Annotated in this window: 13 protein-coding genes; 4 read left to right on the top strand and 9 right to left on the bottom strand. The window is 67.7% G+C overall.

Features of this window, described 5'->3' with window-relative positions; translation table 11 throughout:
- Window positions 1-89 precede the first annotated feature (89 nt).
- Window positions 90-2,582, top strand: coding sequence for a DNA topoisomerase (ATP-hydrolyzing) subunit B (gene gyrB / locus QE385_RS09230; RefSeq protein WP_307101133.1), 2,493 nt, complete (start codon window positions 90-92; stop codon window positions 2,580-2,582).
- 133 nt (window positions 2,583-2,715) lie between these two features.
- Entirely contained in the window at window positions 2,716-3,477 is a 762-nt protein-coding gene (locus tag QE385_RS09225) for a class I SAM-dependent methyltransferase (RefSeq protein ID WP_307101131.1), read from the top strand.
- A 152-nt stretch (window positions 3,478-3,629) separates the two neighbouring features.
- On the opposite strand, the gene QE385_RS09220 is transcribed toward QE385_RS09225, so the two are convergent.
- From QE385_RS09220 to thiD, 8 genes are all read right to left on the bottom strand, one after another.
- Entirely contained in the window at window positions 3,630-4,664 is a 1,035-nt protein-coding gene (locus QE385_RS09220) for a sensor histidine kinase (RefSeq protein WP_307101129.1), read from the bottom strand.
- 14 nt (window positions 4,665-4,678) lie between these two features.
- A complete protein-coding gene (locus QE385_RS09215) occupies window positions 4,679-5,122 on the bottom strand; it encodes a response regulator (RefSeq protein ID WP_307101128.1) in 444 nt (147 codons plus the stop codon).
- Window positions 5,123-6,622 carry an ATP-binding protein gene (locus QE385_RS09210; RefSeq protein ID WP_307101126.1) on the bottom strand — a complete coding sequence of 500 codons (1,500 nt, stop codon included), beginning with the start codon at window positions 6,620-6,622 and terminating at the stop codon, window positions 5,123-5,125.
- Window positions 6,623-6,676: 54 nt separating this feature from the next.
- Window positions 6,677-7,438, bottom strand: a complete 762-nt coding sequence (locus QE385_RS09205; protein WP_307101124.1) for an exonuclease domain-containing protein — start codon at window positions 7,436-7,438, stop codon at window positions 6,677-6,679.
- A 52-nt stretch (window positions 7,439-7,490) separates the two neighbouring features.
- Window positions 7,491-8,546: a dihydropteroate synthase gene (folP, locus tag QE385_RS09200; protein ID WP_307101122.1), complete on the bottom strand. Its 1,056-nt coding sequence runs from the start codon at window positions 8,544-8,546 to the stop codon at window positions 7,491-7,493.
- A gap of 147 nt (window positions 8,547-8,693) precedes the next feature.
- Complete coding sequence (locus tag QE385_RS09195; RefSeq protein ID WP_307101120.1) at window positions 8,694-9,833, bottom strand: site-specific DNA-methyltransferase; 1,140 nt, start codon at window positions 9,831-9,833, stop codon at window positions 8,694-8,696.
- A 221-nt stretch (window positions 9,834-10,054) separates the two neighbouring features.
- Window positions 10,055-10,651, bottom strand: a complete 597-nt coding sequence (locus QE385_RS09190; protein WP_307101117.1) for a ribonuclease HII — start codon at window positions 10,649-10,651, stop codon at window positions 10,055-10,057.
- 72 nt (window positions 10,652-10,723) lie between these two features.
- Window positions 10,724-11,551 carry a bifunctional hydroxymethylpyrimidine kinase/phosphomethylpyrimidine kinase gene (thiD, locus tag QE385_RS09185; protein ID WP_307101114.1) on the bottom strand — a complete coding sequence of 276 codons (828 nt, stop codon included), beginning with the start codon at window positions 11,549-11,551 and terminating at the stop codon, window positions 10,724-10,726.
- Between the two features lie 86 nt (window positions 11,552-11,637).
- On the opposite strand from thiD, the gene QE385_RS09180 reads away from it, so the two are divergent.
- Together QE385_RS09180 and QE385_RS09175 are read left to right on the top strand one after the other, a co-directional pair.
- Window positions 11,638-11,835 carry a hypothetical protein gene (locus QE385_RS09180; RefSeq protein WP_307101112.1) on the top strand — a complete coding sequence of 66 codons (198 nt, stop codon included), beginning with the start codon at window positions 11,638-11,640 and terminating at the stop codon, window positions 11,833-11,835.
- Window positions 11,832-12,716, top strand: a complete 885-nt coding sequence (locus tag QE385_RS09175; protein ID WP_307101110.1) for a bestrophin family protein — start codon at window positions 11,832-11,834, stop codon at window positions 12,714-12,716. The genes QE385_RS09180 and QE385_RS09175 overlap by 4 nt, the downstream gene beginning before the upstream one ends.
- Window positions 12,717-12,755: 39 nt before the next feature.
- On the opposite strand, the gene QE385_RS09170 is transcribed toward QE385_RS09175, so the two are convergent.
- Window positions 12,756-14,177 (bottom strand): sigma-54 dependent transcriptional regulator, encoded by a 1,422-nt coding sequence (locus QE385_RS09170; protein WP_307101108.1) that lies wholly within the window; start codon window positions 14,175-14,177, stop codon window positions 12,756-12,758.
- Window positions 14,178-14,394: the final 217 nt, after the last annotated feature.

Here is a 14,394-nt window from a genome sequence, read left to right as displayed (position 1 = left end):
CGGACCGGCGGCGTGCGGGGGTGCGCGAAAGGGGCCCGCCGCCTCCCATTTCGCTTCCCCTTGGGGGCCGGAATTCCTATATACTCGCTATGGCAGATACCCCCCAGACGAATGAGTACGGCGCCTCCTCGATCAAGGTGCTGAAGGGCCTCGACGCGGTGCGCAAGCGGCCGGGCATGTATATCGGCGACACCGACGACGGTTCGGGCCTGCACCATATGGTGTTCGAGGTCAGCGACAATGCGATCGACGAAGCACTGGCGGGGCATTGCGACCGCATCGACATCCAGCTGAATGCCGACGGCTCGGTCAGCGTCACCGACAATGGCCGCGGCATCCCGACCGGCATCCACCCCGAAGAGGGCGTCTCGGCGGCCGAGGTCATCATGACCCAGCTCCATGCGGGCGGCAAGTTCGAGAACACGTCGGACGACAATGCCTATAAGGTGTCGGGCGGCCTGCACGGCGTCGGCGTGTCGGTGGTCAATGCGCTGTCCGAGTTCCTCGACCTGACCATCTGGCGCGACGGCGAGGAGCATTATATGCGCTTCGCGCACGGCGATGCGGTCGCGCCGCTCAAGGTCGTCGGCAAGGCCGAGCCGGGGCAGAAGGGCACCCGCGTCACCTTCCTGCCTTCCCCTTCCACCTTCAAGATCACCGAGTTCGACTTCGACAAGCTGGAGCACCGCTATCGCGAGCTGGCATTCTTGAATTCGGGCGTCCGCCTGTTCCTGACCGATGCGCGCCATGACGAGCCTAAGACCGTCGAGCTATACTATGAGGGTGGCATCGCCGCCTTCGTGAAGTGGCTGGATCGCTCCAAGTCGCCGCTCTTCCCTGAACCCATCGCCATCCATGGACAGCGCGATGCGATCGGCATGGACGTCGCGCTGGAGTGGAACGACAGCTATTACGAGAACGTCCTCGCCTTCACCAACAACATCCCCCAGCGCGACGGCGGCACGCATATCGCGGCGTTCCGCGCGGCGCTGACCCGCACGCTCAACAATTATGCCGACAAGTCGGGCCTTCTGAAGAAGGAGAAGGTCACGCTGACCGGCGACGACATGCGCGAAGGCCTGACCGCAATCGTCTCGGTCAAGCTGCCCGATCCGAAGTTCAGCAGCCAGACCAAGGACAAGCTGGTCTCGTCCGAGGTCCGCCAGCCGCTGGAGGCGCTGATCGCCGACAAGCTGGCCGACTGGCTGGAGGAAAATCCGCAGAACGCCCGCGCGATCGTCGCCAAGATCATCGACGCCGCCGCCGCGCGCGAAGCCGCCAAGCGCGCCCGCGAGCTGACCCGGCGCAAGGGCGTGATGGATATCGCCTCGCTGCCCGGCAAGCTGGCCGATTGCCAGGAGCGCGATCCCGCCAAGTCCGAACTCTTCCTGGTCGAGGGTGACTCGGCCGGCGGTTCGGCCAAGCAGGGGCGCAACCGCCATTTCCAGGCGATCCTGCCCTTGCGCGGCAAGATCCTGAACACCGAGCGTGCGCGGTTCGACCGCATGATCTCGTCCAAGGAGATCGGCACGCTCATTCAGGCGATGGGCACCGGCATCGGCCGCGACGATTTCAACGCGGACAAGCTGCGTTACCACAAGATCGTCATCATGACCGACGCAGACGTCGACGGCGCGCATATCCGCACGCTGCTGCTGACCTTCTTCTACCGCCAGATGCCCGAACTGATCGAGCGCGGGCATCTCTATATCGCCCAGCCGCCGCTCTATAAGGCGACCAAGGGGCGGTCCGAGGTGTACCTCAAGGACGACACCGCGCTCGACGAATATCTGGTCGAGGCGGGCGTTTCGACCATGGTGCTGGAGGGGCCGGGTGGCGCGCGGTCGGGCAACGACCTGAAGGCGCTGGTCGATCATGCGCGGCGGATGCGTACCCTGATGCGCTACGTGCCGCGCCGCTATGACGCCGCGATCATCGAGGTGCTGGCACTGGCGGGTGCGCTCGACCCCGTGCTGACCCGCGAGCAGCGCATGGCGACGGTGGTCGAAACCACGCGCCGTCTGGAGTCGGGCGATCATGAGGCGCGCTGGTCGGCGCGGCTGACCGAGGATGGCGGCGTCCATTTCGAGCGGCTGTGGCGCGGCGTGACCGATCACCACATCGTCGAGGCCAGCTTCATCGCCTCGGCCGAGGCGCGCAAGCTCCACAGCCTGGCCGCCGAACAGGCCGAGAGCTTCGCCCAGGCGGGCAAGCTGGTGCCGCTGCGCAGCGCCGCGACCGAGCCCTCGGCCGATGTCGTGCCGACCGACGAAGAGGGCCACAGCACCACCCTGGCGCGCGGCGAGACCCGCGTGGCGCGGCCCAGCCAGTTGCTCGACGCGATCCTCACCTCGGGCCGCAAGGGCCTGGCGATCCAGCGCTACAAGGGGCTGGGCGAGATGAATGCCGAGCAGCTGTGGGAAACCACGCTCGACCCCGCCGTCCGCTCGATGCTGCGCGTGACCTCGGACGATGTCGCGGCGGCGGACGAGGTGTTCAGCCGGTTGATGGGCGAAGTGGTCGAACCCCGGCGCGAGTTCATTCAGGACAATGCCCTGAACGTGGCGAATCTGGACGTGTAAGCGGGACTATCCATTCCCCCGCTCCGTTCAGCCTGAGCGAAGTCGAAGGCCACGCGAATCCCTTGGGCTTCGACTACGCTCAGCCTGAACGGCGGTGGGGGATGACGGCATCAGAACATAGGAGAGAGCAGGCATGAAGGCGATCGCACTGGGACTGATGCTGGCGGCGGGGACGACCGTCGCGGTGGCGCAGCAAAAGCCTGGCGCGTCCGCCAAGCCTGCCGCCGTCCCGGCCTACATCACCGCCGCGCTCGCCGATCCGGCGCGGGCCGAGCAGGCGGGCGACGATGCGCGGCGCCAGGCGGCCGCCGTTCTCGCTTTCTCGGGCGTGAAGCCGGGCGACACGGTGATCGATTACCTGCCGGGCAAGGGCTATTGGACCCGTATCCTGTCGGGCATCGTCGGGCCGAAGGGGCATGTCTATGCCTATTGGCCCGCCGCCGCGCAGCGCTATGCCGAAAAGTCGCTGGGCGCGATCCAGGCGCTGAACCTGCCCAACGCCACCGTGCAGGTGCAGGCGGTGAACATCCCCGCTTCGGACAAGCCGGTCGATTTGTTCTGGACCGTCCAGAATTACCATGACGTCGCCAACAAGGATGCGGGCGAGCCTGCGCTGCGCGCCTTCGACCAGGCGGTGTTCAAGCTGCTCAAGTCGGGCGGGACCTATGTCATCATCGATCACGCCGATACGGTGGGCAAGGGGCTGGCCGACACCAACACGACGCACCGGATCGACCCCGACTATGTGAAGCGCCAGGTCCAGTCGGTCGGCTTCCGCTTCGTCGGCGAGAGCCGCGTCCTGCGCAACCCCGAGGACGACCATAGCAAGAACGTCTTCGACCCCGCCATTCGCGGACGCACCGACCAGTTCGTCTACAAGTTCCGCAAGCCCTGAACCGGGCGGCGCGCACTGGGGTTGGCGGCGGATTGGGGGAGGGGGAGCGTGGCCTTCGACTGCGCTCAGGCTGAACGGGGCGGGGGAACAGGTGCGGTGAAATCCAATCTCCGTTCAGCCCGAGCGACGTCGAAGGCCAAGGGCCGGACCCGCTAGACCGCCATCCGCAACACCGCCCGGACCCCGGCATGGTTCAGGTCGTAATCCAGTGTCGTCTGCAGGCTCTGCGCCATCGCGCGGATCAGCTTGGCGCCCAGCCCGGTGCCCTGCGGCTTCTGGTCCACCGCCATGCCGCAGCCGTCATCCTCGACCACCAGTTCGCAGCCCTGCTCGACGCGGCTCAGGAAGATGCGCACCTCGCCCGCGCGGTCGGGATAGGCATATTTGCAGGCATTGGTGACCAGCTCGGTCACGATCACCCCGATCGACACCGCGCGGTCGGTCTTCACCCGGATCGGCTCGGCGGACAGGGTCAAAGTGCGCGGGCAGCTATGATGCGACCAGCTTTCGCCCAGTTCCTCGACCAGCGCGCCCAGATAGTCGCGCAGGTCGACCTGATCGACATCATTGGCGGTATAGAGCCGCCGATGCACCTGCGCGATCGCCCGGATGCGGCGCTGCGTATCCTCCAGCGCCTCGCGCGCCTGCGCATCCGTCAGGCTGCCCTTCTGCAACCCGATCATCGCGGACACCAGCTGCAACGAATTGGCGACGCGGTGATTGACCTCGCTTAGCATCGCCTCCAGCCGGGCATTGGAAGCGCGGAGTTCGGCCTCGGCCACGGCCTTGGCGCGTTCCAGCCGGGTGCGGTCGAGCACCTGCGCGAAGCTGGCGGCGAGCAGCGCGAAGAAATCCTCGCCGACCGTCTTCACCACATAGTCGGCCGCCCCGGCCTTCAACGCGGCGACCGCGATCCGCCCCTCGTCCGAGCCCGTCACATAGACGACCGGCGGCGGATCGGGCAGCGCGGTGATCGCGGCCAGCGTCTCCAGCCCGTCCATGCCGGGCATATAATGGTCGACCGCGACCAGATCGAAATCGCCCGCCGCCGCCAGCGCGACGCCCTCGTCCCCCGATGCCGCGCACGACACCGCATAGCCATGCCGCCCGAGCGCGCGCGACACCAGCCGACGCAGCGCATCGTCGTCGTCGATATAGAGGATGCGGGGCGGGCCGCCGGTCGTCATGGGCAAGCGGGCGATCAGCCCTCGACCTCGGGCACCTGGATCACCGACAGGAACAGGCCCAGCTGGCGGATCGCCTGGGCGAAATTCTCATAATTCACCGGCTTGGTGATATAGACGTTGCAGCCCAGGTCGTAGCAGCGCTGGATCTCGACCTTGTCGTCGGTGGTGGTCAGCACGACGACCGGGGTGCGCTTGAGCGGGCTGTTTTCCGCCTTGATCTTGGCCAGGATGTCGGTGCCGCTCATGTCGGGCAGGTTCAGGTCGAGCAGGACCAGCGCCGGGCCGTTCTTCGCCGGGCCGTCGGGCGCGTTGAACAGATAGTCGAGCGCGCTGGTGCCGTCGGTATAATGGCGGATGTCGTTCAGAATGCCCGCGCGGCGGATATTCTTCTCGATCAGGCGGGCATGGCCTTCGTCGTCCTCGATCATGACGATGCCGACAGAGCGATGGTCGTTCATTCAGGCGCTTTCGATGGAAAGGGTGGCTGGTAGCGACAGGAAGAAGGTCGCGCCTTCACCCAGTTGAGATTCGACGGAAATCGTACCGCCCAGGCGATAGGCGAGCGCGCGGACATGGGCCAGGCCGATGCCCTCGCCCGGCTGGTCCTGCTGGCCCGAGCGGCGGAACAGGTCGAAGATGCGCTGGTGATCGCGCGGGTCGATGCCGCGCCCATTGTCGCGCACCACGACGATCACCCGGCCGCGCGTCTCCTCGGCGGAGACATGCACCTCGGCGGGGCGGGTCGGGTGGCGGTATTTGGTCGCGTTCTCGATCAGGTTGGACAGGATCTGCTCCAGCGCGATCCGGTCGCTGACCACCACCGGCATCGGCCGCGCGATGGTGACGGTGACGCCGCGATCGTCGATCACATGGCGGATCGAGTCGGTGATCTGTTCGGCCAACTGGTCGAGCGCGATCATCTCGGGCGCGAGGACCCGGCGTCCTTCGCGGCTGAGCTTCAGGATGGCGTTGATCAGCCGGTCCATCTTGGCGGTCGAGGTACGGATGAAGCCGATCGCCTCGGGCAGATCCTCGCGCGCGGCGAGGCGGGCTTCCTCGGTCACGATCTGCGGCGCCTCCGCCTCGGCGCGGTCGATCAGCGCGGCCAGCGGCTGGGTGGCGGCGGACAGCTCGGCGGTGAAGCCCATCACGTTCACCAGCGGCGAGCGCAGGTCGTGGCTGACGATATAGGCGAAGCGCTGGATTTCCTCGTTCGCCAGCGCCAGGTCGGCGGTGCGTTCCTTGACCTGTTCCTCCAGCGTGGCGTTGAGGTCGGCCAGCTCGGCGCGCGACCGGGTCAGGTCGCGGGTATAGCGGCGCACGGTCAGGAACGAGACGGCCGCGACCAGCACCAGCAACAGCCCCGCGACACCGACCACGGCCGAGAACAGGCGGCGGCTGGCGGTCTGTTCGCCATCGCGCAGGCGGAGCAGGCGCCGCTCCTCATGGCCCATCCGGTTGAACATCACGCGCAGCTTCTGCATCCGCTGCAACCCGCTGTCGGCGCGGAAATGGCGCAGCGCTTCGGCCCCCAGCCCGTCCTGGACCAGCGTGTTGGTCGCACGCTGGGCGGCGTCCAGCTCGGCCAGGCGGCGTTCGACTGCGCGCATCGGGATCGCCTGGGCGGGGTTGTCGGCGGTCAGGCGCTTGAGGTCGGCCAGGCGCGGAATCAGCTGGTCATGCGCCTGGTCGAAGCTGGCCAGAAAGGCGGGCGTTCCCGCCAGCATATAGCCGCGCCGCGCGGTTTCCTTCTGTTCGGCCAGGCGGCGCACCTCGGTCAGGACGCTTTCGACCTGATAGGTGTGGACCACCCAGTCGCCATGCCGATTGGTCTGGCGAATGGCATAGCCCGCCGCGATCGCCGCCATGATCAGCGCGATGAACCCCGTCACCATCGCGGCGATCAGGATGCGGCCGATCGGATTATCGGCGCTCGGCTTGGGAGATCCCTCCTGCATGACGCGACGCCTTATCGGAGGAATGTCGTGGATACCAGAGAAGTTGCGCCGCCGTTACAGCAGCATTTGCTGCGGGCTGGGGCGGCCGACATGACCGCCGCCCTGCCGCCGCGCCATCTCGGTTTCGGCGGTGAAGCGGACATCGGGGTCGCGGTCGGTCAGGAACCCGATCAGCGAGTCCTCGTCGATCTCGCGCCAGTCCTTGCCGCGATCGGGGCCATAGCGGACGCGCGGCAACAGGCCGGGGCTGCGCGACCATTCCAGCAGCTGCGCCAGGCCCGCCTCGTTCAGCTGGTCGCGCAGATGGTGCGCGGTGACATAGGCGTCGGGAAAGGCGCGGTGGATGGGCAGGCCGCGCTCATGCACCAGCCCGGCGGGCTTGCGCCAGTAGCGCAGGACCTGGTTGGAGAAGCTGGGGCTGTCGGGCCACAGGCGCAGCGCGCATTTCCAGGTGCAGATCCAGTCGGCGGACTGGGTCATGGCGGGGGTGCAATATTGCTGCTCGAAATCGGCGCGGTGCGCCGCCAGCGCCAGGCGACGCGGCCAGGGGTCGAGCACGCGCCGCGCGACATCGTGCCACCAGGGGGCGTCGGCGACCTGCTCGTCCAGGATATGGTGGATCGCCTGGGTGATCGGCGGAATCGGACGGCCGGGATTGACCAGGATATTGCCGCCTTCGCCCTCCAGCTCCCAACGGCCGTCCTTGCCCAGCGCCACGTCCTGCCACCCGATCTCGCACACGCCGTGGGTGGGCGGGGCCTGTCCGGTCGTCTCCAGGTCGATGACACGGATAATCTGGGGCTGGGGACGCTGCATGGCCCCTATGTGGGCGTTCGGGGCGCGAAAAGCGAGGGGCTTGTCCCCCGTGCTATCCCATCAGGGCGCGGTCGCGCAGGCCGCGCCAGACATGCAGCGCCTGCACCGTCTCGGCCACGTCGTGCACGCGGATCAGCTGCACCCCCGCCTCCGCCCCCTTCAGCGCCAGCGCCAGCGAGCCGCCGAGCCGGGCATCGACCGGGGCTTCGTTCGACAGCGCACCGATCATCCGCTTGCGGCTGGCCCCCAGCATGATCGGACAGCCCAGGCCGTGGAAAAGGGCCAGCCCGTTGATCAGCGCGAGATTGTCGGCCAGCGACTTGCCGAAGCCGATGCCCGGATCGACCATGATCCGCGACCGATCGACCCCGGCGGCCACCACCGCCGCGACCCGCGCCTCCAGCCAGTCGAACACGTCCGTCAGCACATCGCCGTAACCGACCCGGCCATGCCCGCCCTTGTCGGGGTCGGGGGAGTGCATCAGGATCACGGGGCAGCCCGCCTTGGCCACCACCTCCAGCGCGCGGTCGTCCCACAGGAGCGCGGCGACATCGTTGACGATGCCCGCACCCGCCGCGAGCGCCGCCTCCATGACGGCGGCCTTGCGCGTGTCGATCGACACCAATGCGCCGCCGCGCGCCAGCCGTTCGATGACGGGGGCGGTGCGGGCGATCTCGTCGCCTTCCCACACGGTAGCCGCGCCGGGGCGAGTGGACTCGCCGCCCAGATCGATCACGCTCGCGCCCATCGCCGCCATCGCCATGCCGCTGTCCGCCGCCGCGGCGGGGTCGCCGACATGCTTGCCGCCGTCGGAGAAGCTGTCGGGGGTGACGTTCAGGATGGCGGCGACCTGAGGCTGGTCGAAACGCAGCGTGCGCGGCCCCATCACCCAGGGCGCACGGGGAGCGGTGAAGGCGGCGTGCTGCGCCTCGGCACGCGGCGAGCCGCCCAGTTCCGCTGCGAAGCGCGCAACGGGGACGATGCGACGGCTGGTTCCTTCGCGGACCTCATAGGCCGAGAACCACTGCATCCCGCCCGCCAGACGCAGGGCGCTGCCGTCTTCCAGGCCCACAGGGGTATCGACGAACTGGATGGGGCGCAGGTGCATGATCTTGTCCTAAAATCCTCCCCGGCACGGGGAGGTGGCAGGGCGAAGCCCTGACGGAGGGGGCTGCCACATAGGTCGTCCCGTGCGGCGATCCCCCTCCACCACCGCTTTGCGGTGGTCCCCCTCCCCGTGCCGGGGAGGATCGTTTTACGGCTGCGTCGCCAGCAGCCAGGTCTGGCGCATCGCGTCGATCGGCTTCAGCGCGCCTTCCAGTTCGTAATGCCAGAAGGTCCAGCCATTGCAGGTCGGCCGGTTCTGAAGCAGCGAGCCCAGCCGGTGGATCGACCCCGCCTGCCCGCAATCGGACAGCAGCGAGCCGTCCGCGCGGACCGTCGCGCGCCATTTGCGCTTGGCATCCATCAGCGGCATGCCGGGCATCAGATAGCCATTTTCGACCAGCGTGCCGAACGCCACCTTGGGCTGGGCCTTGGGGCTCTGCATCGTCGCCAATGCGCTTTCGTCGAGCGGCAGCGCGGCCTCGATCCGCTCGATCGCGGCGGCGCAATAGGTCGGCTCGCGCTCGATCCCGATCCAGCGGCGGCCCAGCCGCTTGGCCACCGCGCCGGTCGTGCCGGTGCCGAAAAAGGGGTCCGCGATCACGTCGCCGGGCCGGGTGCAGGCCAGCAGGATGCGATAGAGCAAAGCCTCGGGCTTCTGGGTCGGGTGGACCTTGTGCCCGTCCTTCTTCAACCGCTCCTGACCGCCGCAGATCGGGAATTCCCAGTCCGACCGCATCTGGATCTCGTCGTTCAGCGTCTTCATCGAGCGATAGTTGAAGGTGTATTTGGCCTTCTCGCCCTTCGACGCCCAGATCAGCGTTTCGTGCGCGTTGGTGAAGCGGGTGCCCTTGAAGTTGGGCATGGGGTTGGACTTGCGCCAGATGATGTCGTTGAGGATCCAGAAGCCCAGATCCTGCACCGCGGTCCCGACGCGGAAGATGTTGTGATAGCTGCCGATGACCCAGAGCGAGCCATTGTCCTTGAGGACGCGGTAGCATTCCGCCAGCCAGGCGCGGGTGAAGGCGTCATAGGCGGCGAAGGTGTCGAACTTGTCCCAGGCGTCGGTGACGGCGTCGACATGGCTGCCATCGGGGCGGAACAGCTCGCCGCCGAGCTGGAGGTTATAGGGGGGGTCGGCGAACACCATGTCGACCGACTTGTCGGGCAGTGAGCGGAGTGCCGCGATACAGTCGCCCATCAGGATCTGGTCGAGCGGCAGGTCGCTTTCGCGGTGCGCCGATACCGGCCGCGTCCCGATCGGCTTTGCCACCGTCTGGATCACCCCCATGCTACGTTCCTTCTACCCTCGAACCCTCGCATCCACCCGGAATGAGTCACACGTCAAGAGGCGATTCGCAGGCGCGACTCGCGTGATTCCGCCAGATTCGGCGACGTGTTGCGATTTCGTGGCAGATATTGGGGGTGTGGATAACTTCGCCCCCAAGGGACGGGGTGTGGCGATTGCGACTCGGGTCGCCCGTAAAATCCTCGCCCTGTCCGATCGCGGGATCAAAGGTCCAGATAACATTGCGCCACGGGCGCGAAGCTGCGGCGGTGGAGCGGCGAGGGGCCATGTTCGCGCAGCGCCGCCAGATGCGTCGCCGATCCATACCCCTTGTTGCTGTGCCAGCCATAAGCGGGCCATTGCTCGGCCGCCGCGATCATCATCTCGTCGCGGACATGCTTGGCCACGATCGAGGCCGCGCCGATCGCCAGCGACTTGGCATCGCCTCCGACGATCGCGGTGGCGGCATAGCCCCATTTCGGCAGGCGGTTGCCGTCGACCAGCACATGCGCGGGGTGGCATCCCAGCGTCTCGACCACCGCGTCGACCGCCAGCGTCATCGCCTTCATCGTCGCCCAATAGATGTTGAGCCGGTCGATCTCCTCGGGATGGACGATCCCCACGCCGACCACCGCGCAGGCGCGGATCTCGGCACAGAGTCGCGCGCGGGTCTTCTCGGTCAGCTTCTTGGAATCGTTGATGCCGCCGGGACAGTCGCGCTCGGGAAGGATGACGGCGGCCGCGACCACCGGCCCCGCCAGCGGCCCGCGCCCCGCCTCGTCCACGCCGCACAGGGGCATGGGAAAGCTGTGATCGACCATGGCGGGGGCTTTATCGTGGTGCGAGCGGGATAGGAAGATGCCCATTCCTCCCCTTGCAGGGGAGGAATGGGTCTACCCCCAGCGCGCCGCAAAGGCGGCGGCGTCCCAGCCTTCGCGGCTGATCGCGGCGAGCAGGTGATAGAAGGGGACCATGCCCAGCCCATGCCCCATCGGGCCATGCCCCTGGCCCAGTCCCGGTGCGGCGGCGAGCGCGGCCTGGACGAAGGCGATGGCGCGGTCGACCGAATCCGCCAGCGTCATGCCCTGGCCCAGCCCGGTCGCGATCGCGCTGGCCAGGGTACAGCCGGTGCCATGGGTCGAGCGCGTGTCGAGCCGGGGATGCTGCCAGCGTTGCTCGCCGCCGGGCGCGACCAGCCGGTCCTCGATCACCGGGCCCTCGCCATGGCCGCCCTTGACCAGCAGCGCGCGCGTCTGGTGCCGGACCATCGCCTCGCCCCCCAGCGCGGCGAGTTCGGGCAGGTTGGGGGTGGTCAGCGCGGCCAGCCCCAGGAACCGGCGAAAGGCGGCGATGACATCGGCATCGGCCAGCACCGACCCGCTGGTCGCGATCATCACGGGATCGAACACGACCGGAAGGTCCAGCGTCTCCAGCCGGTCGGCCAGCGCATGCGCGGTTTCGGCCGATCCGATCATCCCAATCTTGACCGCGTCCGCGCCGATATCGGCCAGCACGCTGTCGATCTGCGCCATCACCATCGCGGTCGGCACCGGGTGGACCGCCTGCACGCCCAGCGTATTCTGCGCGGTGATGGCGGTGATCGCGGTCATCGGATGGCCGCCCAGCATCGCCACCGTCTTGATGTCCGCCTGTATCCCGGCGCCCCCGCCTGAATCGGAACCGGCGACGATCAGGATGCGGGGCGGGGGCGTGACGCTCATATTTTTTCGTCATGCCCGCCGGGCGTGCGACGGGCAAGCGTCGGTGCGCCGCACGCCGCCCCACCGCGCTCGGCGCCGGGGGATAAATGAAGGCGGAAGAACGGCTTGGCGTCGTCTCGACGGCCTTCCGAACGGCGGCGACTCTGTGGCCGGTTCGTGACGTTTGGTTTCCGGTGGGCCGCGCCCCTTTCCCCGCGGCGGCGCTCGCTTATTTCGGACGCGCATCCATTCGGCACATTATCGCGTTGCAGCGCATCGTGGATGACAAGGGAGACCTGATTTGATCGTTGATGCCGTACCACGCACCCGCATCATCATTTCCGAGGTATGGCGTCCCCTGCTGGCGCTGTTCATCTGGGACGTGATCGTCACGGTCGCCTATTATGTCCTGCCGTTCAAGGCGCCGTCGCTGCCGCTGACCCTGTTCGGCACCGCGCTCGCGCTGTTCCTGGGGTTTCGCACCAACTCGGCCTATCAGCGCTGGTGGGAGGGGCGGCAGCTCTGGGGCCTGATGATCAACGCCTCGCGCAACATCGCACGCAGCGCGCGCAACTTCCTGCCCGATCCCGAGGCGCACGACATGAAGCGGTCGATCGTGCTCCGCCAGATCGCCTATGTGAACGCCCTGCGCTGCCAGTTGCGCAAGCAGCCGGTCGATACCGAGGTGCTGCGCTTCCTGTCGCGCGGCGAGGCGGAGCCCGCACTGGCGCGGACCAACACCGCCAACGGGCTGCTCGACGGCACCGGCCGCCGGATCGACGATGCCCGCCGCAAGGGCTGGATCGACACCATCCAGCAGACCCAGATGGAATCGGTGCTGGTCGACATCGCCAATTCGCAGGGCGGCATGGAGCGGCTGAAGAACACCCCGCTGCCCAACCAGTATCGCTTCATCCCGGCCTTCTTCACCCGGCTGTTCTGCGTGCTGCTGCCGATCGGGCTGGTCGAGACGCTGGGCTTCGCCACGCCGGTCGGCTCGTCGATCGCGGGGCTGATGTTCCTGGCCGCGTTGCAGATCGGCGACGATCTGGTCGATCCCTTTTCCGACACGGTCCACGACCTGCCGCTGAGCGCGATGTGCCGGACGATCGAGATCGACCTGCTCCAGGCGATCGGCGACCCCGCTCCCGAACCGATGAAGCCGGTCGACGGCGTGCTCTGGTAAGATTCCTGCCGTCCTCCTCCGGCCGCGCCGGGGGAGGAGTCAGGCGGCGTTGTCGATGCCCAACTCGCCCAGCTTGCGATAGAGCGTCGAGCGCCCGATCCCCAGCCGCCGCGCGACCTCGGTCATGCGGCCGCGATAATGGCCGATCGCCAGGCGGATGACATCGGCCTCGATATCCTCCAGCGGGCGCAGATTGCCGTCGGGGCGGAACAGGTTGATCCCGCCATTGTGCATCCCGTTCGCCGCGCCGGTCGTCGCCGAGGGCCGGTCGCCCAGCGAGGCGATCTGCGGGAAATCCGAGGCGTTGAGCACATCGCCCTCGCACAGCACGGCGGCGCGGAAGAGCGCGTTCTGCAACTGGCGGACATTGCCCGGCCAGTCATAGCGGCGCAGCAGGTCGAGCGCGTCCTCGGTGATGCCCAGCCAGCGCAGCCCCGGTTGTTGCGCGATCCGGTCGAGCAGGTGCCTTGCCAGCGCGGGCACGTCGTCCGCGCGGTCGCGCAGCGGCGGGATCGCGACATGGACGGTGTTGAGCTTGTAATAAAGGTCCTCGCGGAACCGCCCCGCCTCGACCGCTTCCAGCAGGCGTCCGTCGGAGGCGGCGATGACGCGGACATCGACCTCGCGCGCGTGGCGGGCGCCCAACGGCACGATCGCCCCGGTGTGGAGCATGTCGAGCAGCCGCGCCTGCGTGTCGAGCGGCATGCCCGAAATCTCGTCGAGGAACAGGGTCGATCCGTCCGCCTCGACCATCTTGCCGATCCGCCGCTCGAACGCGCCGGCAAAGGCGCCTTCCTCATGGCCGAAGATGATGCTGTCGAGCTGGTTGGCGGGGGTGGCGGCGCAGTTGACGCGCAGCATCGGCCGCTCGGCGCGGGGGGAGGCGGCATGGATCGCCTCGGCCAGCGACTCCTTGCCGACGCCGCCTTCGCCCTCCAGCAGCACCGACACGCGGGCGCGCGCGGCCTTCGCGGCGACGGCGAGCGCGGCGCGGAATTCGGGGGCGTCGCCGATGATATCGTCAAAGGCGAGCAGTGCGGGGATCTTCTCGGTCAGCGGGCGAAGCTCGCCGCTGGTCTGCGCGGCGACCGCCGCCTCCAGCGCGCCGAGCAGGCGTTCGGGGGCCAGCGGCTTGACCAGGAAGTCGGTCGCACCCGCGCGCATCGCCGCCACCGCCTGTGCCACCGAGTCATTGGCGGTCAGCATCAGGATGGGCAGTTCGGGGCGAAGCGCATGGCAGTCGGCGATCAGGGCGGTCGCGTCCGCGCCGGGTGCCCAATGGTCGATCAGTACGGCGTCCAGCTCGCGCCCCTGCACCGAACCCAGGACGGAGGCCGCCATATCGGCATCGGTCGCGAACAGCGTGCGCCAGCCGCCACGCTGCGCCAAAGCGGCAATCAGCCGCCGTTGCGCAGGTTCGTCGTCGATCAGCAGCAGCAAACGTTGGCCGTTGCGCGTCATAAACCGTCCCGTAGTCCCCGTTGCCCCCTGGATGGCGCAACTTTGTTAAAATCTGCGTTAATTCGGGACAATGTCCGAAACACGACGCAAAGGCACGTCTTATATTGCGACCCAAGCGTTCGATTTTGCGCCGTTACGACCCGTGGGCCATTTCGGGGTTGATCCGCCTGTGCCGGTGAATAAGCTCCTGATCCGGTGAATGCGGAAGGACCCACTT

The organism is Sphingomonas sp. SORGH_AS_0950 (assembly GCF_030818415.1).
In the GTDB taxonomy this organism is placed as follows: Bacteria; Pseudomonadota; Alphaproteobacteria; order Sphingomonadales; family Sphingomonadaceae; genus Sphingomonas.
The sequence above is the reverse complement of the archived record's forward strand: the minus strand, read 5'-3'. Positions and strand labels throughout refer to the sequence as shown.